General features: G+C 67.3%; 24 protein-coding genes and 1 tRNA gene. 18 read left to right on the forward strand and 7 right to left on the reverse strand.

Translation table 11 applies throughout. The annotated features are described in order from the left end of the window. The first annotated feature begins 18 nt into the window (after window positions 1-18). From HZY97_RS08575 to HZY97_RS08585, 3 genes are read left to right on the forward strand one after another with little or no spacing between them, the layout of a single operon-like run. Window positions 19-381 carry a DUF1428 domain-containing protein gene (locus HZY97_RS08575; protein WP_180142566.1) on the forward strand — a complete coding sequence of 121 codons (363 nt, stop codon included), beginning with the start codon at window positions 19-21 and terminating at the stop codon, window positions 379-381. Next, window positions 378-1,163: a VOC family protein gene (locus HZY97_RS08580; RefSeq protein WP_180142568.1), complete on the forward strand. Its 786-nt coding sequence runs from the start codon at window positions 378-380 to the stop codon at window positions 1,161-1,163. The genes HZY97_RS08575 and HZY97_RS08580 overlap by 4 nt, the downstream gene beginning before the upstream one ends. Window positions 1,164-1,168: 5 nt before the next feature. Then, the gene (locus tag HZY97_RS08585) at window positions 1,169-1,816 is read left to right on the forward strand and encodes a glutathione S-transferase family protein (protein WP_180142570.1); all 648 of its coding nucleotides are present in this window, start codon (window positions 1,169-1,171) and stop codon (window positions 1,814-1,816) included. Here HZY97_RS08585 and HZY97_RS08590 read toward each other — a convergent pair. Further along, entirely contained in the window at window positions 1,813-2,427 is a 615-nt protein-coding gene (locus HZY97_RS08590) for a J domain-containing protein (RefSeq protein ID WP_373684324.1), read from the reverse strand. The genes HZY97_RS08585 and HZY97_RS08590 overlap by 4 nt on opposite strands. 36 nt (window positions 2,428-2,463) lie before the next feature. Here HZY97_RS08590 and HZY97_RS08595 point away from each other — a divergent pair, with 36 nt between their 5' ends. The 4 genes from HZY97_RS08595 to HZY97_RS08610 all read left to right on the forward strand — a co-directional run bounded on the left by HZY97_RS08595 (window position 2,464) and on the right by HZY97_RS08610 (window position 5,569). Then, entirely contained in the window at window positions 2,464-2,751 is a 288-nt protein-coding gene (locus HZY97_RS08595) for a BolA family transcriptional regulator (RefSeq protein WP_180142572.1), read from the forward strand. After that, a complete protein-coding gene (locus tag HZY97_RS08600; RefSeq protein ID WP_180142573.1) occupies window positions 2,751-3,449 on the forward strand; it encodes a glutathione S-transferase in 699 nt (232 codons plus the stop codon). The genes HZY97_RS08595 and HZY97_RS08600 overlap by 1 nt, the downstream gene beginning before the upstream one ends. A gap of 79 nt (window positions 3,450-3,528) precedes the next feature. Further along, complete coding sequence (locus HZY97_RS08605) at window positions 3,529-4,428, forward strand: pirin family protein (RefSeq protein WP_180142575.1); 900 nt, start codon at window positions 3,529-3,531, stop codon at window positions 4,426-4,428. A gap of 253 nt (window positions 4,429-4,681) precedes the next feature. Further along, window positions 4,682-5,569, forward strand: a complete 888-nt coding sequence (locus HZY97_RS08610) for an alpha/beta fold hydrolase (protein ID WP_180142577.1) — start codon at window positions 4,682-4,684, stop codon at window positions 5,567-5,569. A gap of 9 nt (window positions 5,570-5,578) precedes the next feature. Here the strand turns inward: HZY97_RS08610 and HZY97_RS08615 are convergent, their stop codons facing one another. Continuing rightward, window positions 5,579-6,664 carry a DUF2332 family protein gene (locus tag HZY97_RS08615; RefSeq protein WP_180142579.1) on the reverse strand — a complete coding sequence of 362 codons (1,086 nt, stop codon included), beginning with the start codon at window positions 6,662-6,664 and terminating at the stop codon, window positions 5,579-5,581. A 63-nt stretch (window positions 6,665-6,727) separates the two neighbouring features. Between HZY97_RS08615 and hisG the strand changes: the two genes are divergently transcribed. The 6 genes from hisG to HZY97_RS08645 all read left to right on the forward strand — a co-directional run bounded on the left by hisG (window position 6,728) and on the right by HZY97_RS08645 (window position 12,713). After that, window positions 6,728-7,381, forward strand: a complete 654-nt coding sequence (hisG, locus tag HZY97_RS08620; protein WP_180142581.1) for an ATP phosphoribosyltransferase — start codon at window positions 6,728-6,730, stop codon at window positions 7,379-7,381. After that, window positions 7,378-8,670, forward strand: a complete 1,293-nt coding sequence (gene hisD, locus HZY97_RS08625; RefSeq protein WP_180142583.1) for a histidinol dehydrogenase — start codon at window positions 7,378-7,380, stop codon at window positions 8,668-8,670. Before hisG ends, hisD begins: the two co-directional genes overlap by 4 nt. Then, window positions 8,670-9,059 carry a DUF2314 domain-containing protein gene (locus tag HZY97_RS08630; RefSeq protein WP_180142585.1) on the forward strand — a complete coding sequence of 130 codons (390 nt, stop codon included), beginning with the start codon at window positions 8,670-8,672 and terminating at the stop codon, window positions 9,057-9,059. The genes hisD and HZY97_RS08630 overlap by 1 nt, the downstream gene beginning before the upstream one ends. 62 nt (window positions 9,060-9,121) lie before the next feature. Then, window positions 9,122-9,583, forward strand: coding sequence for a transcription antitermination factor NusB (gene nusB, locus HZY97_RS08635; RefSeq protein ID WP_180142587.1), 462 nt, complete (start codon window positions 9,122-9,124; stop codon window positions 9,581-9,583). Window positions 9,584-9,606: 23 nt separating this feature from the next. Beyond that, the gene (thiL, locus tag HZY97_RS08640; RefSeq protein ID WP_257214962.1) at window positions 9,607-10,422 is read left to right on the forward strand and encodes a thiamine-phosphate kinase; all 816 of its coding nucleotides are present in this window, start codon (window positions 9,607-9,609) and stop codon (window positions 10,420-10,422) included. 110 nt (window positions 10,423-10,532) lie between these two features. Continuing rightward, window positions 10,533-12,713: a sodium-translocating pyrophosphatase gene (locus tag HZY97_RS08645; protein ID WP_180142589.1), complete on the forward strand. Its 2,181-nt coding sequence runs from the start codon at window positions 10,533-10,535 to the stop codon at window positions 12,711-12,713. A gap of 59 nt (window positions 12,714-12,772) precedes the next feature. On the opposite strand, the gene HZY97_RS08650 is transcribed toward HZY97_RS08645, so the two are convergent. Together HZY97_RS08650 and HZY97_RS08655 are read right to left on the reverse strand one after the other, a co-directional pair. Beyond that, on the reverse strand, window positions 12,773-13,594 hold the full coding sequence (locus HZY97_RS08650; protein WP_180142591.1) for a hypothetical protein: 822 nt from the start codon (window positions 13,592-13,594) through the stop codon (window positions 12,773-12,775). A gap of 14 nt (window positions 13,595-13,608) precedes the next feature. Beyond that, window positions 13,609-16,539: a VIT domain-containing protein gene (locus HZY97_RS08655; RefSeq protein WP_180142593.1), complete on the reverse strand. Its 2,931-nt coding sequence runs from the start codon at window positions 16,537-16,539 to the stop codon at window positions 13,609-13,611. A gap of 220 nt (window positions 16,540-16,759) precedes the next feature. On the opposite strand from HZY97_RS08655, the gene infA reads away from it, so the two are divergent. The 5 genes from infA to HZY97_RS08680 all read left to right on the forward strand — a co-directional run bounded on the left by infA (window position 16,760) and on the right by HZY97_RS08680 (window position 18,788). Continuing rightward, the gene (gene infA / locus HZY97_RS08660; RefSeq protein WP_003049127.1) at window positions 16,760-16,978 is read left to right on the forward strand and encodes a translation initiation factor IF-1; all 219 of its coding nucleotides are present in this window, start codon (window positions 16,760-16,762) and stop codon (window positions 16,976-16,978) included. A gap of 10 nt (window positions 16,979-16,988) precedes the next feature. Next, on the forward strand, window positions 16,989-17,558 hold the full coding sequence (locus HZY97_RS08665) for a Maf family protein (protein WP_180142594.1): 570 nt from the start codon (window positions 16,989-16,991) through the stop codon (window positions 17,556-17,558). Beyond that, entirely contained in the window at window positions 17,551-18,495 is a 945-nt protein-coding gene (locus HZY97_RS08670) for a ribonuclease (protein ID WP_180143172.1), read from the forward strand. The genes HZY97_RS08665 and HZY97_RS08670 overlap by 8 nt, the downstream gene beginning before the upstream one ends. 1 nt (window position 18,496) lies before the next feature. Continuing rightward, window positions 18,497-18,682 carry a DNA gyrase inhibitor YacG gene (locus HZY97_RS08675; RefSeq protein ID WP_180142596.1) on the forward strand — a complete coding sequence of 62 codons (186 nt, stop codon included), beginning with the start codon at window positions 18,497-18,499 and terminating at the stop codon, window positions 18,680-18,682. Between the two features lie 30 nt (window positions 18,683-18,712). After that, window positions 18,713-18,788: transfer RNA gene (locus tag HZY97_RS08680), tRNA-Phe, on the forward strand. A 33-nt stretch (window positions 18,789-18,821) separates the two neighbouring features. Here the strand turns inward: HZY97_RS08680 and HZY97_RS20925 are convergent. The 3 genes from HZY97_RS20925 to HZY97_RS08690 form a co-directional block, all read right to left on the reverse strand. Then, a complete protein-coding gene (locus tag HZY97_RS20925) occupies window positions 18,822-18,950 on the reverse strand; it encodes a hypothetical protein (protein WP_257214963.1) in 129 nt (42 codons plus the stop codon). Window positions 18,951-19,052: 102 nt separating this feature from the next. Further along, complete coding sequence (locus HZY97_RS08685; RefSeq protein WP_180142599.1) at window positions 19,053-20,108, reverse strand: alginate lyase family protein; 1,056 nt, start codon at window positions 20,106-20,108, stop codon at window positions 19,053-19,055. A 62-nt stretch (window positions 20,109-20,170) separates the two neighbouring features. After that, entirely contained in the window at window positions 20,171-23,251 is a 3,081-nt protein-coding gene (locus HZY97_RS08690) for a TonB-dependent receptor (protein WP_180142601.1), read from the reverse strand. Window positions 23,252-23,367: the final 116 nt, after the last annotated feature.

The following is a 23,367-nucleotide window of genomic DNA, read 5'->3' on the forward strand; positions in this document are numbered from 1 at the left end:
CCTGAGAGGAGAACCGAAATGGCGTATATGGACGGTTATGTGCTCGCGATCCCCGAGGGCAACAAGGAAGCCTATCGCAAGATGGCCGAGAAGGTCGCGCCGATCTTCACCGAGTGCGGCGCGCTGAGGGTGATGGAAGGTTGGGGCGACGACGTGCCCCGCGGCAAGCTCACCGACTTCTACATGGCGACCAAGGCCGAGGAAGGCGAGACGATCGTTTTTTCCTGGGTGCTGTGGCCCGACAAGGCGACGCGCGATGCCGGCTGGGCGAAGCTGATGCAGGACGAGCGGATGCAGCCCGACGGCGAGTCCCCCTTCGACGGCAAGCGCATGTTCTGGGGCGGCTTCGAGCCGATCCTCGATACGGGAGAAGCCAAATGAACGCGCATGGAAGCTGGATCTGGTACGAGCTGCTGACCAAGGACGCAGGCAAGGCCAAGACGTTCTACGACGCAGTGTGCGGCTGGAACATCGACGCCCAGCCCGCGCCGGGCGGCATGGACTATCGCATGATCAACGCGGCGGACGGCGCGGCGGGCGGGCTGATGCAGCTGAGCGCCGACATGCTGGCCGGCGGCGCGCAGCCGACCTGGCTCGGCTATATCGGGGTCGATGACGTCGATGCCTCGGTCGCGGCGGTGGTCGAGGCCGGCGGGCAGGTGCATCTCCCTGCCTTCGACATTCCCGATGTCGGCCGGCTGGCGATGGTCAGCGATCCGCAGGGCGTGCCCTTCTACGTGATGCGCGGCGCCACCGAAGGGCGCGACAGCACCGCCTATCAGCGGATGGGCTTTGGTCATGTCAGCTGGAACGAGCTGCGCACCACCGACGATGCCGCCGCGCTCGATTTCTACGGCAAGCTTTTCGGCATCGAGAAGGTCGGCGGCATGGATATGGGCGAGATGGGCGAATACAGCTTCATCGCCAACGGCGACACCAAGGGCGAGGCGATGGGTGCGGTCATGCGCGGCGAGCCCGGCGGCAAGCCGGCCTGGGGTTTCTACTTCCGCGTGCCCGACATCACCGAGGCGCAGGCGAAGGTGGAAGCCGGCGGCGGCAAGGTCGTGTGGGGCCCGCACCAGGTGCCCGGCGGCGAATGGGTGATCAACATCGCCGACCCCGAGGGCGTGAGCTGCGGCCTCGTTTCGCCGAACAAAAGCTGATCGACGTGACGATCACGATCACCGCCTTCGATCGCTCCCCCGATGGCGGCAAGGGCCTGGCGCGCGATACGCGCGTGCGCTGGGCGCTGGAGGAGGCGGGCCAGGACTATGACGTCCGGCTCGTCACCTTTCCCGAGCTCAAGCAGCCGGCGCATCTGGCGGTCCATCCCTTCGGCCAGATCCCGACCTATGAGGAAGGCGATCTCGCGCTGTTCGAAACGGGCGCGATCGTCTTCCACCTCGCCGATCGCTTTCCGGGGCTGCTGCCCGGAGATCCCGACGCGCGGGCGCGCGCGATCACCTGGATGTTCGCGGCGCTCAGCAGCGTCGAGCCGCCGGTCCTCGAACTCATCACCGTGCGCTTCATCGAGGGCGACAAGCCCTGGGCCGAGGAACGCATGCCGCTGGTGATGGACCGCATTCGCGCTCGCCTGAAGCAGCTCGCCGCACGACTTGGCGACAGCGAGTGGCTCGACGGCGAGTTCAGCGCGGGCGACCTGATGATGATCTCGGTGCTGCTGCGCACGCGGCCCTCGGGCATTCTCGACGAGTTTCCGAACCTCGCCGCCTATGTGGCGCGCGGCGAGGCGCGCCCGGCCTATCAGCGCGCCTTTGCCGACCAGCTCGCGGTCAACACGCGGCCGACCGACTAGACGAACGCGGGGGACGCCCGGAGGTGTTGATAGGCCTCGATCACCCGCTGGAGCCGCGTCTCATGGCTGCGGTCGCCGCCGTTGCGGTCGGGGTGGTACTTCCGCACCAGCTCCGAATAGCGTTTGCGCAGCGCGCTGCGGTCGGCGTCGATCTCGAGGTCGAGGACCTTCAGTGACTCGCGGTCGAGGCCCGAGAGCGGCTTGCCGTCTTTGCGCTCGGCGCGGTCCTTCATGCGGTCCCGAAACCGTGCGCCGATCGCATCGAGCGGGTCGGCGAAATCGGCCCAGCGCGGCGGGCGGTCGGCGCCGCCGGTGGCGTTGAACGCACGCGTCTCGCGCTCCCAGCCGGCATAGGGCCGCTGGGCGTCGTGGATCTCGTCGGGGCTCATGCCCTGGAAGAAGTTATAGCCCGAGTTGAACGCGCGGACGTGATCGAGGCACAGCCAGCGAAACTCGCCCGGCCCGTCATAGCCGCCGCGGGTATGGCCCATCGGCGCGCGGAACTCGCCCGGCTCGTTGCAGCCCGGCTCGGCGCATAGCCTGCCCGTCGCCTCCACCCGGCCATGGAAACGCGCATTGGGCCGATCTTTCTTCGGGTGGCTTTCGGCCACGGTACCTCCGTTGAACAAACGCGCTATATAAGCGCGATGACCGACACTGCCAGCGGCGGACTCGCCGATATCATCACCGCCCGTCTCATCGCCGCGCTCGCTCCGGCGCACCTCGAGGTGATCAACGACAGCCACCTGCATAGCGGCCATCTCGGCGATGACGGCACGGGCGAATCGCACTGGACCGTTGTGGTGGAAAGCGGGGCCTTTCAGGGCCAGTCGCGCGTTCAGCGCCAGCGAATGATCAACACCGCACTTGCCGACCTTCTCGTCCACCGCATCCACGCGCTGGCGATTCGGGCCCGCGCACCGGGAGAGGGATGATGCCGTACAAGCTCTGGTACTGGGCGGAAATCCAGGGCCGGGGCGAATTCGTCCGGCTGGCCATGGAAGCCGCCGGGATCCCTTATGTCGATGTTGCCCGTGAGAAGGGCAGCGACGCGCTGATCGCGGACATGAAGGCGCGCGACGATCGCCCGCCCTTCGCTCCGCCCTATCTCGACACCGGACAATGCGTGATCGCGCAGGTTGCCAATATCCTGCTCTGGCTGGGCGACCGCCACGGGCTGGCGCCCGACGATGTCGTGACGCGCTACTGGCTGCACGAAGTCCAGCTGACCGTCACCGATTTCGTCGCCGAGGTGCACCAGGTCCACCACCCGGTCGGCGTCGCGCTTTACTACGAGGACCAGAAGGCCGAAGCGAAGCGGTTCGCCGAGGAATTTCGCGAGAAGCGCATGCCCAAATTCCTCGGCTGGTTCGAGCGCTCGGTCGCCGGCGAATGGCTCGCGGGCAATCGCTGGAGCTATGGCGACACCTCGATCTTCCAGCTGATCGAGGGGCTGCGCTACATGTTCCCCAGCCGGATGGCGGCGATCGAGGGCGATTATCCCAAGCTCGTTGCAATCCGTGACCGCGTCGCCGCGCTGCCGGGGATCAAGGCCTATCTCGACAGCGAGCGGCGAATCGCCTTCAACACCCAGGGCATCTTCCGCCACTATCCGGAGCTCGATGCCGCCTGACCCGAAAGGGTAGGTTTCCAAACTGTAGCTGTCCGCGCCAGGTGCCGCGGGCTATGCAGTGCGGGACGAGAGGGCAGACATGACCGACGAGCTTTTCACCCAGATCATTACGCCGACCACCCATGATTTGGGCGGCTTCAAGGTCCACCGCACGCTGCCGTCCAAGCCGCGCACGATGGTCGGGCCGTTCATCTTCTTCGACCAGATGGGCCCGGCGCGGCTGACCGTCGGCACCGGCATCGATGTGCGCCCGCACCCGCATATCAACCTGGCGACGGTGACCTATCTCTATGCCGGCGCGATCGACCATCGCGACTCGCTCGGCACCTTCGCGACGATCGAGCCCGGCGCGGTCAACCTGATGACCGCGGGCCACGGCATCGTCCATTCCGAGCGCTCGCCGAGCGCCGAGCGCGCCAAGGGGCCGGAGCTTTCGGGCATCCAGACCTGGCTGGCGCTGCCCGAAGCGATGGAAGAGATGAACCCGGCGTTCGAGCATGTCGCCGCGGCCGACCTGCCGATCGTCGAGGACATGGGCGCGCGCTGCCGGGTGATCATGGGCGAGCTGTGGGGCGTGAAGGCGCCGACCACGACCTATGCCCAGACCATCTATGCCGATATCGAGCTGGAAGCGGGCGGCGCAGTGCCGATCGATCCGTCCGCGACCGAACGCGCAATCTATCTCGCGTACGGCGATGCCAGCATCGACGGGATCGAGATGGAAGTCGCGACGCTCTACATATTGCGCCCGGGCATCACGGCGATCCTGCGCTCGGGCAGCGGCGGCCGGGTGGCTTTGTGCGGCGGCGAGGATTTCGCGACGCCGCGCCACGTCTGGTGGAACTTCGTCTCGTCGAGCCGCGACCGGATCAACCAGGCCAAGGAAGACTGGAAGGCCGGCAACTTCCCCACGGTGCCGGGCGACGACAAGGAATTCATCCCGATCCCCGAAGTGCCCAAGACGGTGAGCTATCCCTAGCACCAAGCTCAGCGTCTGCCGCCGCAAGGCACGCTATCCCTCGCGGGAGGCGGCGCTGGCGGCGATCGCGAAGAGCGGCTGGGAGCTGCGGCCCTATCGCTGCGACCGGTGCTTTCAGTATCATCTGACCAGCCGGACCAAGGGCAAGCGGCCGCTTCCCCCATCTCCATAGCCGTCATCGCCGCGCAGGCGGGTATGACGGTTGAGGATTGGCACCGCGCCCTCTAGCCTCCCGCAAAACAGGAGAGGCGACATGGCGGACTTCGAACTCCAGCGGATCGCATTGCCCACGGGCGTCGAGCTGAACGTGGCGATCGCGGGCGATCCGGCGAACCCGCCGATCATCCTGCTCCACGGCTTTCCCGAATCGCATCGCACCTGGCGCCACCAGATCCCGGTGCTCGCCCGCGACTATTATGTCATCGCGCCCGACCAGCGCGGGTTCGGCGGCTCGTCCAGGCCCGAGGGCGTGGCGAACTACACGCCCGACAAGCCGGTGGAGGACCTGCTCGCGCTTGCCGACCATCTCGGCATCGGGCCGTTCACCTTGGTTGGGCATGACTGGGGCGGCGCGATCGCCTGGATGGCGGCGCTGCAGAATCCGCAGCGGATCACGCGGCTGATCATCGTCAACGCGCCGCACCCGCTCGTCTTCCAGCGCAGCCTGTTCGACGATCCCGCCCAGCGCGAAGCGAGCCAGTATATCACGGCGTTCCGCAACCTGGATTTCGAGAAGTTCATCGACCGGATCGGGCTGGAGACCTTTTTCGACACCAGCTTCGCCAAACATGCCGACGCCGCGCTGCTCGCACCGGAAAAGCCCGCCTATCTCGCCGAATGGGGCCAGCCCGGCGCGATGACCGCGATGCTCAACTGGTACCGCGCCAGCGCGATCCTGGTGCCCGGGCCGGAGGAGACACCCGCCCGCCCCGTCTGGCTCGACGCGCCCTTCCCGCCGATCACCCAGCCGACCCTGGTGATCTGGGCGATGCAGGACAGCGCTTTGCTCCCCAGCCAGCTCGACGGGCTCGAGGCGCTGGTGCCCGACCTGACCTTGGTGCGCATCGCCAGCGCCGGCCATTTCGTGCCCTGGCAAAAGCCCGAGCTGGTGACCGAGGCGATCCTGGAGTGGCTCGCCTAGCAATCAGTTTTACAGCCGCACCTCCGCCGCCGCGTCGAGCAGGATGCCCTGTTCGCTGCTGCGTTCCTCGCCCGGGCGGACCCAGGCGGCATGTGCATGGGCAGTGGCGACGACGATGCGCGGGCCGCCATCGGGCCAGGTCCGTACGCTCACGACTTGCTCGCCGAGCGCCCGGTCAGGCTCCATCGCCACCCAGGCAAGCGGGCGTTCGGGCGTCGCCTGCGCACCGGCGGCCTCCATCGCGACGCGGATGCGCGCGGTGCTGGCATCGGGGACATATTGCCAGACGACCGAGTGCATCAGCACCCGTGTCACGCCCTCGGCCTGCGGTTCGGCGAGGCGCGCCTCGACCCAGTCGGCGGCATCGGCGCGTTCGAGGTCAACGCCTTTTTCACGGATCATCGCTATGGCGCGTTTCAGCCGTTCGAGCCGCATCGGCGTCTCGGCCCAGACATAGGCGGACAGGCGGGCCTCGACGGCGGGATCGGTGACGTCGAGCGGCTGCACGTCACAGCCCCGCGTCGAGACGATCTCGAGTGGCGGCAATTCGGGGGGATCGCCGAGCCAGGCAGGCGCGATGGTGACGGGCGAGTCCGCCGGGCCGAGCATCGCGCCGCCCAGATCGAAGCGATAGCGGTCGATCAACAGGTTGAGACCGCCACTCGATCCGATCTCGAGGATCTCCAGCTTGGGCCCGAGCCGGCGTGCGACTTCGATCAGCCCGACGATCAGCGCCCCCGAGCGGCCGGGCTCGTTGGTCTGGGGCGGACCGTCGAGCCAAGGGAGCAACGCCGCGTCGTTGCGGGCGAGCACGCGGTTGAGCGCTTCGGCGCTGACCTGTCCCGCGAAGATTTCCCCCAGCTCGGCATCGGCGTCCGCCAGCACCAGCGCGTGGAGCCCGCCGATCAGCCGCAGCGGCAGCGCGTCGCGAGTCGGCTCGCCCGGCCAGTCGAGCACGCGGCGCCCGGTCTCGCTGCCGCGGTCGAGCCTCTCGGCGATCGCCGCGCAGATATCGGCATAGATGAGCGCGTCCATCTTGCGGCAGTAGAATTCCTGGATCCGGAACGCGCCGCGATTGGTCTCTTCACTGGCCACAAGAATAGCTCCTCGGCCGGTCTGTTGCGCCCTGAGGGTGCCCCGAGTAAAGCCCCGGCTTCGATGACCGAACCGCTGATCCTTGCCGTCCCCAAGGGACGCATCCTCGACGAGGCGCTGCCGCTGCTTGCGCGCGTCGGCATCATCCCCGAGCCCGACTTCGCGAACGAGAGTTCGCGGGCGCTGCGCTTCAAGACCAACACGCCGGCGATCGACCTGATCCGGGTGCGCGCGTTCGACGTGGCGACCTTCGTCGCGCACGGCGCCGCGCAGCTCGGCATCGTTGGGTCGGACGTGCTCGCCGAGTTCGACTATTCGGAGCTCTACGCGCCGGTCGACCTGGGGATCGGCCATTGCCGCATCTCGGTCGCCGAGCCGGCGGACCTGGCGAGCCAGGACGATCCGCGCGGCTGGAGCCATGTCCGCGTCGCGACCAAATACCCGCACATCACCCGCGCCCATTTCGAGGCGCGCGGCGTGCAGGCCGAGTGCATCAAGCTCAACGGCGCGATGGAGCTGGCCCCCGTGCTGGGGCTGGCACCGCGCATCGTCGACCTCGTCTCCTCGGGCCGCACGCTCAAGGAGAACGGGCTGGTCGAGGTCGAAGTGATCGCCGAGGTCAGCAGCCGGCTGATCGTCAACCGCGCGGCGTTCAAGACGCGCGCCACCGAAGTCGTCCCGCTGGTCGACAAGTTCCGCAAGGCGGTCGCCGAATGATCCGGCTGAACGCCAGCGATACAGGCTTCGCCGCGGCGTTCACCGAACTGGTCAACGCGCGCCGCGAGGCCGACGAGGATGTCGCGCGCGACGTGACCGCGATGATCGCCCGGGTGCGCAGCGAGGGCGATGCGGCGGTCAAGGACCTTACCCAGCGCTTCGACAAGTTCGACCTCGATGCCCAAGGCTGGAAGATCGACCGCGCCGATTGCCTCGCTGCCTGGCAAGGCCTGACGCCCGAGCTGCGCGACGCGCTCGAACTGGCCGCCGAGCGGATCGCCACCTACCATGCCAAGCAGAAGCTCGAGGATCGCGACGAGATCGACGCCCAGGGCATCCGTCTTGGCGCGCGGTGGCGGGCAGTGGATGCGGCGGGCGTCTATGTGCCCGGCGGGCGGGCCGCCTATCCCAGCTCGGTGCTGATGAACGCGCTGCCGGCGCGCGCCGCAGGGGTCGGCCGGCTGGTGATGGTCACGCCGACGCCGAACGGCGAGATCAACCCGCTGGTGCTCGCTGCCGCGCATCTCGCCGGCGTCGACGAGATCTGGCGTGTCGGCGGGGCGCAGGCGATCGCGGCGCTGGCCTATGGCACCGAGAAGATCGCGCCGGTCGATGTGATCACCGGCCCCGGCAATGCCTGGGTCGCCGAGGCCAAGCGCCAGCTCTACGGCGTGGTCGGGATCGACATGGTCGCCGGGCCGAGCGAGATCGTCGTGGTCGCGGACAGCAAGAACGACCCCGACTGGATCGCCGCCGACCTGCTCAGCCAGGCCGAGCACGACCCGACCAGCCAGTCGATCCTGTTCACCGACGATGCGGCGTTCGCCGACCAGGTCGCCGAGGCCGTCGAGCGCGCGCTGGCACAGCTCGCCACCGAGAAGACCGCGCGGGCAAGCTGGGACGCCAATGGCGCGATCATCGTCGTGTCCGACCTCGTCGCCGCGATGCCGTTGGTTGATCGGCTGGCGCCCGAGCATCTCGAACTCGCCTGCGACCGCGCCGAGGGGCTGTTCGACATGGTGCGCCATGCCGGATCGGTATTCATCGGCCGCTACACGCCCGAGGCGGTGGGCGATTATGTCGCGGGGCCGAACCATGTGCTGCCGACCGGCCGCCGGGCGCGTTTCGCCTCGGGCCTGTCGGTGCTCGATTTCATGAAGCGGACAAGCTTCCTGTCGCTCGACGAGGAGGGGCTCGCCGCGATCGGCCCCGCCGCAGTCGCGCTCGCCAATGCCGAGGGGCTGCCGGCGCATGCGGAATCGGTCGCGATCCGGTTGAGGAGCATCTGATGCGCATTCCCGATCTCGACGACGACGGCTGGTGCCTGGGCAGCGCGGCGGAATATCACGCGCTCGATTCCGAAACCTTCGAGATTCCCGACGAAGCGGCGCGCACCGGCCTCAAGCCCGGCGACTTCGCTAAGCTGATCTTCGTGATCGCTGTCGAGGAAGACGAGGAGCCGATCACCGACCGGATGTGGGTGGTGGTGCGCGAGGCCGCGGACGGCGGCTATTTCGGGCTGCTCGATAACGAGCCCGACATCGACGAGAATGACGAATTCTGGCTCGGCACCGAGCTGCCGTTCGGCCCGGAACACGTCATCGAGGTCGAGAAGGGCAATGCGGAGAGCAGCGAATATGCCGCCCGCACGCCGCTGCGGAGCTGGCCGCGCGACTAGGGGAATACCCCCTTTCCCTTTGGCCCTTTGCCTTTGGCGGCGCACACGCCTATCTGCGCGCCATGCCTAGCCCTACCGCAAAGTCCCGTTCCAAGGCGCGCGCAGCCGCGCGCCTCGCCGCCGTGCAGGCGCTCTATCAGCTCGAGATGGAGAAGCCTTCGATCCCGGCGCTGCTCCACGAATTCCACCAGCACCGCCTGGGCGCGACCATCGAAGAGGTGGAATATGCCGAGGCGGACATCAATTTCTTCGACGATATCGTCGTCGGCGTGCATGAGCGCGTCGAGGAAATCGACCGGATCATCGCCTCGAAGCTGGCCGCCGACTGGAGCATGGAGCGGCTCGACAAGCCGATGCGCCAGATCCTGCGCGCCGGCACCTATGAGCTGATGGCGCGCAAGGACGTGCCGGTCGGCGCGGCGATCAGCGAATATCTCGACGTGACCGACGCGTTCTACGACCGCCGCGAAAAGGGCTTCGTCAACGGCATTCTCGACGCCGTGGCCAAGGAAGTCCGCGCCTGAACGAAGCCCAGTTCATCGCTGCATTGCGCACCCTGCCGCTCCATCCCGGGGCGGAGGGGCTGCGCGACGATACGGCGGTGATGGAGGTCGGCGGCGAGCGGCTGGTCCTCACCCATGATGCGATTGCCGAGGGCGTGCATTACCGCCCCGGCACCGACCCGTTCGACATTGCCTGGAAGCTCGTCGCGGTGAACCTGTCGGACCTCGCCGCCAAGGGCGCCGAGCCGCTGGGGGTGCTGATCGGCGCGGTGCTGGTCGAGCGCGCCGAGCGCTTCGTCGAGGGGCTGCGCGCGGTCCTTACCGAATATGACGTGCCGCTGCTCGGCGGCGACACGATCTCGGTTTCCCCGGCGACTTTCGGCTGCACGGCGATCGGCCGCGCCACCAGTCCGCGAGTGCCGCGGCGCGACGGCGCGCGGCCCGGCGACGCGCTATGGGTCACCGGCCCGATGGGTGCGGCGATGCTCGGCTTCGAGGCCGGCACCGGCACTGCCTATCTGCGCCCCCGCCCCCGCCTGAGCGACGGCCGCGCACTCGCCGCGCATGTCCACGCGATGATGGACGTCTCGGACGGGCTGTTGCTCGACGCCAGCCGCATGGCGGAGGCGAGCGGCTGCACCGCCGAGATCCGGCTTGCGGACGTGCCCATCGCCGCCGGTGCCGATCCGCTGCGCGCGGTCACCTGGGGCGACGATTATGAGCTGCTGTTCGCCGCACCCGCCGATTTCACGCCGCCGGTGGCGGCCGCGCGGATCGGCCATATGACGGAGCGCGGCGCGGTGCCGCTGCTGCTCGATGGCGCCGCCCCCGATTTCCCCTTGGGCTACCAGCATCGCTGAGCGGCTTGCGCTAAGGCCAAGCGCTCGATAGCCTCCCCCCACCGGGCCCTTTCAATACCGGCACACAGACCGGCGCGGCTCGATATCCAATAGGGGAAGGGCTTGAACGCATGACGATTGTGTACATCGCCATAGCCTGCGGCGTGCTCGCAGTGCTTTATGGCTTGTTGACGAGTCAGCAGGTGCTTAGCGCGCCCGCGGGCAACGAGAAGATGCAGAGCATCGCCGCTGCCATCCAGGAAGGCGCCAAGGCCTATCTCGGCCGGCAATATATGACGATCGCCATCGTGGGCGTGATCGTTGCCGTGATCATGTTCTTCACGCTGGGCACGCTCTCGACGATCGGTTTCGTCCTGGGCGCAGTGCTTTCGGGCGTTGCCGGTTTCGTCGGCATGAACATCTCGGTGCGCGCGAACGTCCGCACCGCGGAGGCCGCGCGCGGCTCGCTGCAGGGCGGCCTCACCCTCGCCTTCCGCTCGGGCGCGATCACCGGCATGCTGGTGGCGGGCCTCGGCCTGCTCGCGATCTCGGTGCTGTTCTGGTACCTGGTCGGCGTCGTCGGCGAGGCACCCAATAGCCGCAAGGTGATCGAAGTGCTCACCGCGCTCGCCTTCGGCGCCTCGCTGATCTCGATCTTCGCGCGTCTCGGCGGCGGCATCTTCACCAAGGCCGCCGACGTCGGCGCCGACCTGGTCGGCAAGGTCGAGGCCGGCATCCCCGAGGACGACCCCCGCAACCCCGCCGTGATCGCCGACAATGTCGGCGACAATGTCGGCGACTGCGCCGGCATGGCCGCCGATCTGTTCGAAACCTATGTCGTGACGCTCGGCCTCACCATGGTCTCGATCGCGCTGCTGATGAAGAACCTGGTCGACGAGAAGCTGCTGGCGCTGATGACGCTGCCGCTAATCGTCGGCGGCGTGTGCATCGTCACCTCGATCATCGGCACCTATATGGTCCGCCTGGGCAAGAGCCAGTCGATCATGGGCGCGCTCTACAAGGGCTTCTGGACCACGGTGATCCTCTCGGTTCCCGCGATCTGGTTCGCCACCCAGTACACGCTGGGCGACATGAACGCCGTTATCGGCGCGCTGCCGGTCGACCCGAGCGCATTCCTCGAATCGACCGATCACGTGACCGCCGAAGCGGCGCTCGGCCTCGCCGCCGGGCCGCAATTCACTGGCACCAGCCTGTTCATCTGCATGATGATCGGCCTGGCGGTGACCGGCCTGCTGGTGTGGATCACCGAATATTACACCGGCACCAACTATCGCCCGGTCAAGTCGATCGCCAAGGCTTCGGTGACCGGCCACGGCACCAACGTGATCCAGGGCCTGGCGATCAGCCTCGAATCGACCGCGCTGCCGACGCTCGTCATCGTCGTCGCGGTGATCGCGACCTTCCAGATCGCGGGCATCATCGGCGTGGCCTTCGCCGCGACCTCGCTGCTGGCGCTGGCCGGCATGGTCGTCGCGCTCGACGCCTATGGCCCGGTGACCGACAATGCCGGCGGCATTGCCGAGATGGCCGGCCTGGAAGACGAAGTGCGTCACAAGACCGACGCGCTCGACGCAGTGGGCAACACCACCAAGGCCGTGACCAAGGGCTATGCCATCGGTTCGGCCGCGCTCGCAGCACTCGTGCTGTTCGGCGCGTACACCACTGACCTCAAGGAGTTCTTCCCGACCGTCATGGTCGATTTCTCCCTGAGCAATCCGTACGTGATCGTCGGCCTGCTGCTCGGCGCCTTGCTGCCCTATCTGTTCGGCGCCTTCGGCATGACCGCCGTCGGCCGTGCGGCGGGTTCGGTGGTCGAGGACGTCCGTGCGCAGTTCCGCGACAATCCGGGCATCATGCAGGGCACCAGCCGGCCCGACTATGCCCGCACCGTGGACATCGTCACCAAGGCGGCGATCAAGGAAATGATCATCCCGTCGCTGCTGCCGGTGCTGTCGCCCATCGCGATCTACTTCATCATCACCGCCGTTGCGGGCCAGGGCCAGGGCTTTGCCTGCGTCGGCGCGATGCTGCTCGGCGTGATCGTCTCCGGACTCTTCGTGGCCATCTCGATGACCTCGGGCGGCGGCGCGTGGGACAATGCCAAAAAGTATATCGAGGACGGCAATTACGGCGGCAAGGGATCGGATGCGCACAAGGCGGCCGTGACCGGCGACACCGTGGGTGATCCCTATAAGGATACTGCCGGCCCGGCGGTGAACCCGATGATCAAGATCACCAACATCGTCGCGCTGCTGCTGCTCGCGGCACTGGCCGGACACGCCGCCGGCTGATCCGACCAACAAGAAGAACTGGCCCCGCCCGGACAGGCTCCGGGCGGGGTTTTCTTTGGTCAGATCTCGGCTTCGGGATTGCCCTCCGGTTCGAGCGCAGGCGGGATGCTGGTGCACTGCGCCTTCGGGTCCGCCGCCTTGGCCTTCACCAGCGCCTCGGCCTCACGGAAGCGCTCGATCACTTGCGGCATGACCGACAGGTCGAGCGCGCCGCCACGAACATAGTCGTGGTAGAATTGGTGATCGCGGAACACGATCTCCTCGATCGAGAAGACCAGGCTCCTGCGGTCGCCGGCAAAGGCCTTCAGATCTTCCCAGCGCAGATAGATCGACGCGCTACGGAGCCATGCCGGTATCTCGGCGAGGCCACCGAGCGGCGGTTCGCCGTCGCTTATCATCTTTCGGAGCGTGAGCAGCCGTGGCCGCTTCATCTTCCGCGTCTCCAGGGCCTCGATCTCGACCGAAAGCAGCGCGGGATCGAACTGCGTTGGTGCAGGCGTCTTGCGCTGCAGGCCATAGGCCTCGCCGAAGCTGACGTGGAGCGTGATGTCGTCGAGGTCCGCGCGCCCGACCTGCGGCCAGCCCATCCGGCCCGACTGAATCCAGTAGATGCGCAGATTGGTGATGGTGCCGTCGGGATCGACGCGCGCGCCCGCATGCACGCTTTCGGAACCGCGGTTTCCGCCCTTCCACTGCCAGGTCGGTCGCTTCGGCTTGAGCGGGTATTTGAAGGCAGGCGCGGCGCCATAGGGGCCCGGCAGATTGAACTCGACATCGGCGGCGCATTCATAGGAGAGCCCGTCGGGCCGGCCCGATGCGAGGGCCGCCGACGAGCAGAGACCCGGCACCAGCAGCGCGCACAGGCCGGCGAATTGCGGCATGCCGATGCACCGCATCACCGCTTCGGCCCGATCACGACGCGGCCGATCAGCCGCCCTTCCCTGTCGTCGCCCAGCACTTCGATATCGACCGACTCGTCGCTCTGGTTCGGCCGGCCGAAGTTGCGGATGACATGCGCAGTGACCACCGACGGGCCATTGGGATCGATCCGGTCGCTGGCGAACACGTTGGCGCGGATCGTGTAGGTGCCGTTCGGCGCGTGGCGGATGAAATATTCCTCGGGGCCATAGCCATTGGTCATGTCGTTGGAGAGATGCCCGCCGATCGCAGTGCGCGGATTGTTATAGATCGCGCGCTCGCCGGTCGGTTCATCGACCCACAGGTCGAGATCGGTCGCATCGGTGTTCCATTCGGCGATCACCCGGATATCGGCGTCGAGCAGTGTCACCAGCCGGCGATCGAGATCGATGTCGCCGCCCAGGGCGCGCAGCTTGGGGATCAGCGCATTGGCTTCCATCAGCGCGATCGTCTCGACGCCCTCCCAGATGTCCGGCCAGGGAGTGAGCGCGACTTCCGAGAGCAGGGCCACCGCGCGCTCCAGATCGGCGCGGGCATGTGCCGGCACCGCGGCGGCGCGCCGGGCAAGGGCAAGCGCGAGCAGGCGCTTGGGCTGCGGGCGGGTCGGATCGAGCGCCGCCTCGCGTTCGCGCAGCTCGATCGCGCGATCCCAGGCGCCGTAGCGCTCGAGCCGGGCAGCGACCAGGCCAAGCGTGACTTCGTTGGCGACCGGCAGATCAAGCGCGGCGAGCACCATCTCGCTTGCCTCTGCAGTTCGGCCATGGCGGCGCAACCATTCGGCGGTGTCGAGATAGAAAGCGGGCAGCGATCCGTGCACCTTCTCCTGCTCGAGGAAGACCGCGTCGAACCGCGCCGGTGCGGCATCGAACGCCTTTAGATACGGGCGGTCGGGCTGCCAGGCATCGATCTCGATCCGCGCGCCTTCCGGAGGCGCATTCTTGTCGGGGAAGCGCCCAATATCCTCGGCGGAGACAACGGTGATTGCGCTGACCGAGTCGCTGACGGTCGAGTCCAGCCGCGTTCCGGTCACCACCACCTGATTGTCGTTCGAGGGGAGCGGCTCCGGCATCGGCGTTGGCGCAGGCGCAGGCATGACTGCGGGGGGCGCCACCAGGTTGTCCGATCGCCCGCTGCGCGCCGGTTTCGGGCGGGCAGCGGGGCTGAACTTGCGCCGCCACCAGCTGACCTGCTCGTTCCACAACCCAACCACCTCGTCGAGCCGCTCGCGCTTGCTCTCGGCGGCGTCTTCGTCGGCGACCTTGCGTGCTGCGCGATAGGCGGCAAGATCCTCGCCGGCATAGCTGGCCGGCGGCGCGACATCGGCCCGGACATAGTCGGCCGGGGTTTCGAGCACGAGGAACGACAGGCTCGGGCTCGCCACGCCGTAGCGGCGGCTGAGCGCGACATAATCGGCGCGGCGCTCGGTGGCGCCCAGCGTGGCGAGGGTATCGACGGCGATCAGCGCACCTTCGCCGGCGAAGTCCGCCGCCTCGGGCACGGCGCGGCGCTGCTCGGCCCCGCCGATCACCACGCGCACGCCGCCGCGATCGGGCGCACGCGCCGCGACCAGCCATTGGCCGTTGCCGCTCTCGGTCGGCACAAAGGGTAGCCGCCGGCCCTGATCGTCGAGCACTGCGGTAACGCTCGGCCCGGCCTGGACCAACCCCTTCTCGACGTCGCCGATATCGTCGCCAAGCCGCCAGGCGCGCCCGCCATGCAGTGTCGCGAAGTGGCGCAGCCAGGCCATGTCGGCGCTCGCTTCCGCCGTTACCGCATCGACCCGGCAGGGCAACGCGACGCTCGCATCGCGGTCGATCGCCGGCCTGCCATTCGTGAAGAGCAGGCATCGATCGGCGCGGACCAGATCGCCGGCTAGCCGCGCGAAGCTGGTCGCGCCGCGATAGCGTACACCCTCGAGCAGCGCGATCGCGGCATCTGCGCTCGCGACCTTGCGGCGCTCGACCCCGCTCGAATTGAACGTCACCACTTCGATCTCGCGCGGCTTGAGCCCGGCGAGCGTGCGGCGGAGCAATGCCAGCTCGGCCTTGTGGCTGCCGAGCCGGGCACGCGAACGGTCCCAATAGATGCGCACGCGGTCCGCGGTGGCCGCCGCGCCCGCCGGCAACCTGCCCGAAAGCTGGACGAAGCGCTCGCCCAGCGCATTACGGCTCGCCAGCGCCTCGGGCAGCGCCGGGCGGCCGAGGATCAGCAGTCCGTTGAGCGCACGCACGCCTTCCTCGCGCGCCGCGAAGCCGGAGCCGCTGCGCTCCATCGCGATCGCGTCGCGCCCGGGCCAGGTCAGGCTGGGTGCGGCGAGCACGCCTTCGGCACGTACGCTGATCGACCAGCCTTCCGCCGGTGCCGGCAGATCGAGCGGCAGGACATAGACGTCCTCGCCGCGATGCGAATTGAACAGGGGCGCGACATAGCGCAGGCGGATGGTGCGGCTGCCCTTGGCGGGGATCGGGAAGACGCGCGTGTGAAACACGCCTTCGGGCTCGACTTCGGCCAGGCCCGGGTCGACCCGACCGCGGACATTGGCCTCGTACACAGCCCTGGCGCGGCCGCGATCGACCAGCACGCCGTCAAGCATCCGGTCCTTGATGTCGAGCGCATAGCCGGTGACCACCGCGTCGGCCGGAAGCGCAAGGCGGAAATCGCCTTCGAGCGGGTCCTTGCCGTTATTGGCGAACTTGGCGGTCACCACCGTCTCGGCGATGCCTCCGCGCAGCGTGATCGCGATGTCGAGCCGGCTAAGCGCGATGTCGCGGATATGGGCCGGATCGCGCACGCCATTGGCGAGCGCCGTGAGGCTGGGGCTCCCCTTGGGGGGCGGCCCCGCTGGCTGCGCCGCTACGGCGACAGGCGCCAGAAGACACAGCAAGCCCATTGCCCAACATACGCGCATCCGTCCCTCCTCCGGATTATGTTACTTTGTATCATGTCGCGAAAATCAGGCGATTGGAAGCGATATCTCCCGGCCCCGGCTGGTAAAGCCGCGCTATTGCTCCCATATCGGAGCGAGCGGCGCGCCCTGTGCGGTGTGCGCACCCTACTCCTTTCCTTTTTGCTTCCCGCGCTGTAAAGGCACCGCCACTTTAGGCGCGCGCTGATCCACGAGGTATTTTTTGGCCAAAGAAGAACTGCTTGAAATGCGCGGACAGGTCGTTGAGCTTCTGCCCAACGCCATGTTCCGTGTTCGGCTTGAGAATGATCACGAGATCCTCGGCCACACCGCCGGCAAGATGCGCAAGAATCGCATCCGCGTGCTGGTCGGCGACGAAGTGCTCGTCGAGCTCACGCCCTACGACCTGACCAAGGGCCGTATCACCTACCGCTTCAAATAACGGGCCGCTCGTGCGGCTCGTTTTGGCATCGACGTCTCCGCGACGGCTCGATCTGCTCAAGCGGATCGGGGCCGAGCCCGCGCGCGTCGCCGCCCCGGACGTGGACGAGGATGTCCGCGCCGGCGAGACCCCGCGTGCCTATGTCCAGCGCGTCGCGATCGACAAGGCGCATGCTGTGGCGCGCGGCGAGGACGAGATCGTGCTCGCCGGCGACACCACCATCGCCGTCGGCAAGCGTATCCTCGCCAAGCCCGAGAACGAGGCCGATCTGCGCCGCATGCTCGGCCTGCTGTCCGGCCGGCGCCACCATTGCCTTTCCGCGGTCTGCCTGATCGGACTGGATGGCAAGGCGCGCACCCGGCTTTCCGACACCGTGGTCACCTTCAAGCGGCTGAGCGAGGCCGAGATCGACTGGTACGTCGCCAGCGGTGAAGGCATGGGCAAGGCGGGCGGCTATGCCATCCAGGGCAAGGCCGAGGCCTTTGTCCGTGCGCTGTCCGGCAGCCATTCGGGCGTGGTCGGCCTGCCCGTGTTCGAGACCCGCGCGCTCCTGGCGAGCGCCGGCTATGTCCTTGGCTGAGTGGCTCTACGAAGCCGGGATCGGCGAGAACCGCGCCGCGCTGGTTTCGCGCGGAGTCATCTGGAAGGCGCGGATCGAGCTTGAAAGCACCCGCCCCCGTGTCGACGCAGTGCTCGACGCCAGGCTGATCGACAAGACCACCAAGCTGATCGCGTTCGACGGCGGCGGCGAGGCTTTGTGCGACCATCTCCCCAAGGCGCTGACCCAGGGCGCCAAGCTGCGCGTGAAGATCGTCCGCGAGGCGATTCCCGAGCCTGGCCGCGCCAAGCTGCCCAAGGCAGTACCGAGCGACGAGCCGCTGTCCGACGGGCCGAGCCTGCTCGATCGCATCACCGCCACGGGCCTGCCCATCCGCACGCTGCGCGCGCATGAGCCCGATGCGCTCGAGGAAGCCGGCTGGTCGGAGGTGCTCGACGAGGCGATCACCGGCGAGATCGTCTTTTCCGGCGGCGCGCTGCGGCTTTCGCCGACCCCGGCGATGGCGCTGTTCGATGTCGACGGCTCGGGCAACCTCGATGCGCTGGCGGTGGCCGCGGCCCATGCCGTGGCGCGCGCGATCGAACGGCACGGCATCGCCGGATCGATCGGCGTGGATTTCCCGACGCTCGCCGGCAAGGGCGCGCGCAATGCGGTGGCGGAGGCGATCGACGCCGCTTTGCCCCAGCCCTTCGAGCGCACCGCGGTCAACGGCTTCGGCTTCCTCCAGATCGTGCGGCGGCGCACCCGGCCCTCGCTGCCCGAACTGCTTCGCGCCGACCTGATCGGCGCCGAGACGCGCGCGACGCTGCGCCAGCTCGAGCGGCTTCCCCCGCCACCCCCGACTACCCATATGGTGACCAGGAACATCGCCCGCCGCCTCGCCCAGCAGCCGAGCTGGACCGCGGAGCTGGCGCGGCGCATCGGCGGCGTGACCGAATTCACGTCTGCTAGGGACTGAAATGGCGAAGAAAGACTGCTGCCCCGTCTGCGGGCGGCCGACGAGCACCGAAGACAAGCCCTTCTGCAGCCGCGGCTGCAAGGACCGCGACCTGCTGCAGTGGCTGGGCGAGGGCTATCGCATTCCCGGCGAGCGCGTTGATCCCCATGCACATTCAGGGGTGGACAGCCCCGATTCGCCCGACTAAGAGGCGCGCTCCCCGGCATTCGCCGGGCACGCCCGGGTAGCTCAGTTGGTAGAGCATGCGACTGAAAATCGCAGTGTCGGCGGTTCGACTCCGTCCCCGGGCACCACTTTCCCAGACAGCATGAATTGCGCGCCGCGCGCTAGCTGCCGCCGCCGGGACCGGGCACGCCGGACGCGTTGCCAACGGCCGCGCCCTGCTTCATTTCCTGATAATGGCTGAGGTTCAGCCCCAGGAAGATCGCCACCACCAGCAGCAGCACGACGATCACGATGATGACCAGCCCACGCCGTTTGCGGGGCGTAAGCGGCGGCGATTCTTCTGACGGGTCCATAAGGGCTGATACCCGCCGCACCCGCCCCCGGTTCCGCATCTAGCGGCCGAGCAGCTCCATCCATTCGATCGGCCGGCGCTTGGTGCGTTCGATGACCTTCACGGCGACACCGCGCGATTCGGCGCGGATCAGCGAGGCGAGCATATAGGTGTTCACCGCATTGCCAGGGTCCCAGGGATGCGCGGCATATTCCTTCTGCCCCGCCTCGGCCCGCTCGCGATCGAAGGCGATCTGCGAATGGACGAACTCGATATGCGTCTTCTCACCCGTAGCGTAGGGCTCGAGCCACGCAAGCGCGCCGGCCAGGCTCGATCCCGAGGGGCTCGCCCAGCCAACCCAGTCCTCGCCATGCGCCCTGGCCGCGAGCGCCGCCATCAGCAGCGGGTCGAGATCATAGGTGACATAGTGCAGCGCGTCGCGCTCATGGAAGTCGAACACCGATCCGTCGGGCTGGATGTTCGAGCCGACATGCTTGCGGAACGCCGCGCGGGCGCGCGCGATCAGCGTCGCGTCGCCCGTTTCGAACGCCGCCATCGTCGCGAGCTTGATGCGGTGGCTCTGCCAGTTGGTGTGCGAGTTCTTGGGCTTGCCGTCCATCGCGTCGAGATAGCCGGTCGCCATGCGCCGCCAGAAGCCGTCGAGCTTGGCGCGCAGCCTCGGATCGAGGTCCGCCTCGGTCAGGTCGGTGGCGAGGATCAACGTGTCGAACCCGGTCTCGTCGATCGGGTTGAACGACATGTGATAGATGTCCGCCCAATTCTCGAGATAGCGCGCGGTCTGGTCGAGATAGCGCCGGTCGCCGGTCAGCCGCCAGGCGAGCCCCAGCGCGATCACCACGCCCTGATCCTCTTTGGCCTTGAGGCTGACCTCGCGAATGCCCTTGCCGGGCAAGGTGCCCTCGGTGTGGAGCTCGGGGATCGCGCCGGGCGGCCGGGTGAGCGCGGCATCGGCGCGGGCGAGCACGCGGCGCGCCACCGGGTCCTCGCGCGGCACCGCACGGGCGAAGCCGGGCCCGAGGATCGCCTGATCCTGCGCGGACGCAGGAACGGCGCCGAGCGCCAGGAGGGCGGCGGCGCTGCAAAGGACAAGCTTCATGGGGATACTCACCGAAAGAGATGCGGAGCGGCTGGGAGATAGCCGCTCCGCATACAGTAAGGCTAGAAGCTGCTGCGGATCGTCAGCGTATAGGTGCGCCCGTCATAGTCGATGCGGCGCGGCAGCATCGGATCGTTCTCATATTCCGATCGCGTCGCGTTGGTCAGGTTGAACGCGTCGAGCGAGATCGAGAAGTTCTTCATGATGTTGAGCGAGGCCGAGGCATCGAGCTGGCTGCGCGCCTTCACGGTGCGGGCATCGCCGACGAAGCTGTTGCCCGCCGCGAGGTCGTACTTCCCGCGATGGTTGAACACCACGCGCAGGCCGAAGAGCTTGGTCTCGTAATAGCCGATCAGGTTGAGATTGTGCTTGGCGACGCTGGGCAGCGTGATCGGGTTGCCCTGCGCATCCTTCCCGTTGATGTCGGTGTAGGTGTAGTTCGCCGCGCCGCCGAGATACTTTAGGAAGCCCGGCAGGAAATCGAGGTTCTGCTGCACCGAGACCTCGACGCCGCGCACGCGCATCGGCTTCTGGTTGGTGACGCCGCTCGCCTGCACGCGCGCCGCCGGGCTGCTGCCGACGATGTTGCAGTTGGTGCCGTCGTCCTGGAGCGTGCCCAGACCGAAATCGATGCCGTTATAGATGCCGTTGGTCGGGCAGAGCACGCGGCGATCGGTAATCGGGCCGACATAGCCCTGGATGTCCTTCTGATAGACCGCGATCGCGAAGGCGCCGCCGGGGCGGTTATACCATTCGAGCGACAGATCGTAGCTGTCCGAGGTATAGGGGCTCAGGCTGGTCGCGCCGATGATGACGTTGTAGGTCGGCGTGCCGACCACCGCCGGATCGGGGATCTGCACCGAGGTCGTCGGGATATTGTCGCGCGGCTGCGGGCGGACATAGGTCTGGTAATAGGCACCGCGGAAGACGAGGTTCTTGGCCAGGTCCGCCGCGAACATCGCCGAGGGCAGCCAGTAATCGTAATTCTGCTTGTAGGTGCGGTTGGTCATGCTGTGATTGACCGGCGGCGCGGCGATCACCGAGAGGCCGGCCAGGCAGTTGCGGCAATCGAGCGCGTCGATCTTCTGCGTGGTCGCCTCGTAGCGCAGGCCGGCATTGCCGCGGACATGGATGCCGAACAAATTCCCATCGAACTTCGCCATGGCGTAGGTCGACATCACCTCGCGCTTGTTGGTGAAGTTGTTGTTCCAGTAATTGGGATCCCAATAATTGTTCACCAGCCCATAGGGCGTGAGGAACACCCCGCCGCTGCCGAAGACGAACTGGCCGGGCAGGCCGTTGGGGTTGGCGGTGGTGCGCGGCGCGGTATTCACCGGCGTGATCGCGCCCAGCACCTGATTGACGTCGAGCCCGCGCCAGTTCGAGGTATAGCCGCCCGCGGTGCCGCCGAAGAAGTCGCCGACATAGGGGTTCACCTGCGACATCGCGGGCGTGACGTTCACGGTATTGGCGCCGAGCGACGTGTTGCGCGATCCGGTCGAGGTATATTCGTTATTCTCGTAGCGCATCCCGACCTGGAAGCCCGACAGGAAACTGTCGGCAAAGCTGCGCTCGATATCGAGCTGGATCGCGTCGAGCGCATTCCAGGACTGGCCGTTGGTGCCGGTGACGCCGAAGCGGTCACCCTGCGTGTTCGCCGGCGCGCCCGGCATCTGTGCACCCGCCTGGGTCGCCTGGCTCGCCGCCGAGGGCAGGCCATAGCCGCCGGTCGGGATGTGCGAGGCATTGGGCGTGTTCAGCACGAACACCGCGTCCTGCAGGCTGGTACCGCCGGTGAAGACCGAGGCGGTGATGCCGTTCAGCCCCACCGTGCCGAGGTTGCGATACGGGTTCTCGATGATGTCGAGCTCGATCTGGTTGGCGAGCACCTGCGCGCGCGAGATCGTGCCTTGTCCCGTCACCCGCCAGTCATCGTTCTTATACTCGATCGTCGGGTTGATCGCCCAGGTCTTCTGCTTGGCCGGCTCGGAGCGGATCGAGTCGTAGGTCTGCAGATTTTCGGCAGTGAACTGGTTGATATAGGCGCGCGGACCGGTCGGGGTCTGGACGACATAGGGCGTGCCGAGGCTGGTGAAATGCGCCACCGCCGAGGTAGCCGCCAGCGCCCCGGTGCCGCCATTGCCCGCCGAGGTATCGATATAGAGCAGGTGGTTGGTGCCCTGGTCGAGATTGCGCTCGGTATAGAAGCCGGTCGCGCCGAACTTCAGCGTGTCGGTCGCCTGCCACTCATAACCACCCGCGCCGGTGAGTAGATGGCCCTTGTTGAGGCGGACGAACTGGCGGACCTGGGTCGGGTAGTAAACTCCGCCCGGATACTGGGCCATCAGCGCCTGATAGGTCGGATTCGAGGCCGGAACCGCCTGGTTGCCGACCTGGATCGAGCCGAGCTTGTTGGCCCAGCTGTTGACCGAGATCGAGTCGCGGCGGAACTTCTCGTCCTTCCACGAGACCACGCCGAACACCGCGAAATTATCGGTGATGTGGGCGTTGTAGCCGGCCGAGAGCGCCGGACTGCCGAGGTCGCCCAGGTCGTTATATTCATACGACGCCTTGGCCCAGCCGCCTTCCTTGCGGCTCAGTGCCGAGGCGATGCGCAGGTCGACATTGCCCGACAGGCCGCCGGCGAGGTTCGCGGCGTTGGGCGACTTGATCACCGAGATCGCCGAGAAGATGTCCGAATTGAACGCGCCGAGCGGAGTCGACGAAGTGTTGGTCGCGCTGCCCAAAATCGGATCGGCGAAGCCGCCGCCGTTCAGCGTGGTGCGCGCGAACGAGCCCGGCAGGCCGCGCAGCGAGATCGTCGCGTTGCGCGAATCGGCCTCGCGGTTGATCTGCACGCCCGGGATGCGCTGCACCGCCTCGCCGACATTGAGATCGGGGAAACGGCCAAGGCCGTCCGACGAGATCGAATCGGTGATCTGATCGGACTCGCGCTTGATGTTGAGCGCGTCGGCATAGGCCCGGCGGAAACCGGTAACCACGATCTGGTCCGAAGCCGGCGGTGCGGGCTCCTCGGCCTGGGGCGGGGTCGTCTGGCTGTTGGTATCAGTGTTCTGCGCGAACGCAGGCGTAGCGATCAGGACCGCGCAGAGCGCAGTGCCGGCATAAAGAGCAGTCTTCATGACTCTCCCTCCCCATCTGTTTGTCCCGGCTTGTTGTATCGCCAGTCATGCTGGCTACCGGTGTCAGACCAATAAGGCCGATATGGCTGCGACTGTCAATAGAATGGTCAGGCCAC

Source organism: Sphingomonas sp. R-74633 (assembly GCF_013416555.1).
Lineage (GTDB): Bacteria > Pseudomonadota > Alphaproteobacteria > Sphingomonadales > Sphingomonadaceae > Sphingomonas.

Excerpts from the sequence above, each read along its gene's own strand:
- HZY97_RS08595 (WP_180142572.1), top strand. The coding sequence starts at position 2,464 with ATGACCGACACTGCCAGCGGCGGACTCGCCGATATCATCACCGCCCGT.
- nusB (WP_180142587.1), top strand. The coding sequence starts at position 9,122 with ATGCCTAGCCCTACCGCAAAGTCCCGTTCCAAGGCGCGCGCAGCCGCG.
- HZY97_RS08690 (WP_180142601.1), bottom strand. The coding sequence starts at position 23,251 with ATGAAGACTGCTCTTTATGCCGGCACTGCGCTCTGCGCGGTCCTGATC.
- HZY97_RS08610 (WP_180142577.1), top strand. The coding sequence starts at position 4,682 with ATGGCGGACTTCGAACTCCAGCGGATCGCATTGCCCACGGGCGTCGAG.
- hisD (WP_180142583.1), top strand. The coding sequence starts at position 7,378 with ATGATCCGGCTGAACGCCAGCGATACAGGCTTCGCCGCGGCGTTCACC.
- HZY97_RS08645 (WP_180142589.1), top strand. The coding sequence starts at position 10,533 with ATGACGATTGTGTACATCGCCATAGCCTGCGGCGTGCTCGCAGTGCTT.
- HZY97_RS08685 (WP_180142599.1), bottom strand. The coding sequence starts at position 20,108 with ATGAAGCTTGTCCTTTGCAGCGCCGCCGCCCTCCTGGCGCTCGGCGCC.
- HZY97_RS08605 (WP_180142575.1), top strand. The coding sequence starts at position 3,529 with ATGACCGACGAGCTTTTCACCCAGATCATTACGCCGACCACCCATGAT.
- HZY97_RS08630 (WP_180142585.1), top strand. The coding sequence starts at position 8,670 with ATGCGCATTCCCGATCTCGACGACGACGGCTGGTGCCTGGGCAGCGCG.
- hisG (WP_180142581.1), top strand. The coding sequence starts at position 6,728 with ATGACCGAACCGCTGATCCTTGCCGTCCCCAAGGGACGCATCCTCGAC.
- HZY97_RS08575 (WP_180142566.1), top strand. The coding sequence starts at position 19 with ATGGCGTATATGGACGGTTATGTGCTCGCGATCCCCGAGGGCAACAAG.
- HZY97_RS08580 (WP_180142568.1), top strand. The coding sequence starts at position 378 with ATGAACGCGCATGGAAGCTGGATCTGGTACGAGCTGCTGACCAAGGAC.
- HZY97_RS08650 (WP_180142591.1), bottom strand. The coding sequence starts at position 13,594 with ATGCCGCAATTCGCCGGCCTGTGCGCGCTGCTGGTGCCGGGTCTCTGC.
- HZY97_RS08675 (WP_180142596.1), top strand. The coding sequence starts at position 18,497 with ATGGCGAAGAAAGACTGCTGCCCCGTCTGCGGGCGGCCGACGAGCACC.
- HZY97_RS08600 (WP_180142573.1), top strand. The coding sequence starts at position 2,751 with ATGCCGTACAAGCTCTGGTACTGGGCGGAAATCCAGGGCCGGGGCGAA.
- HZY97_RS08655 (WP_180142593.1), bottom strand. The coding sequence starts at position 16,539 with ATGCGCGTATGTTGGGCAATGGGCTTGCTGTGTCTTCTGGCGCCTGTC.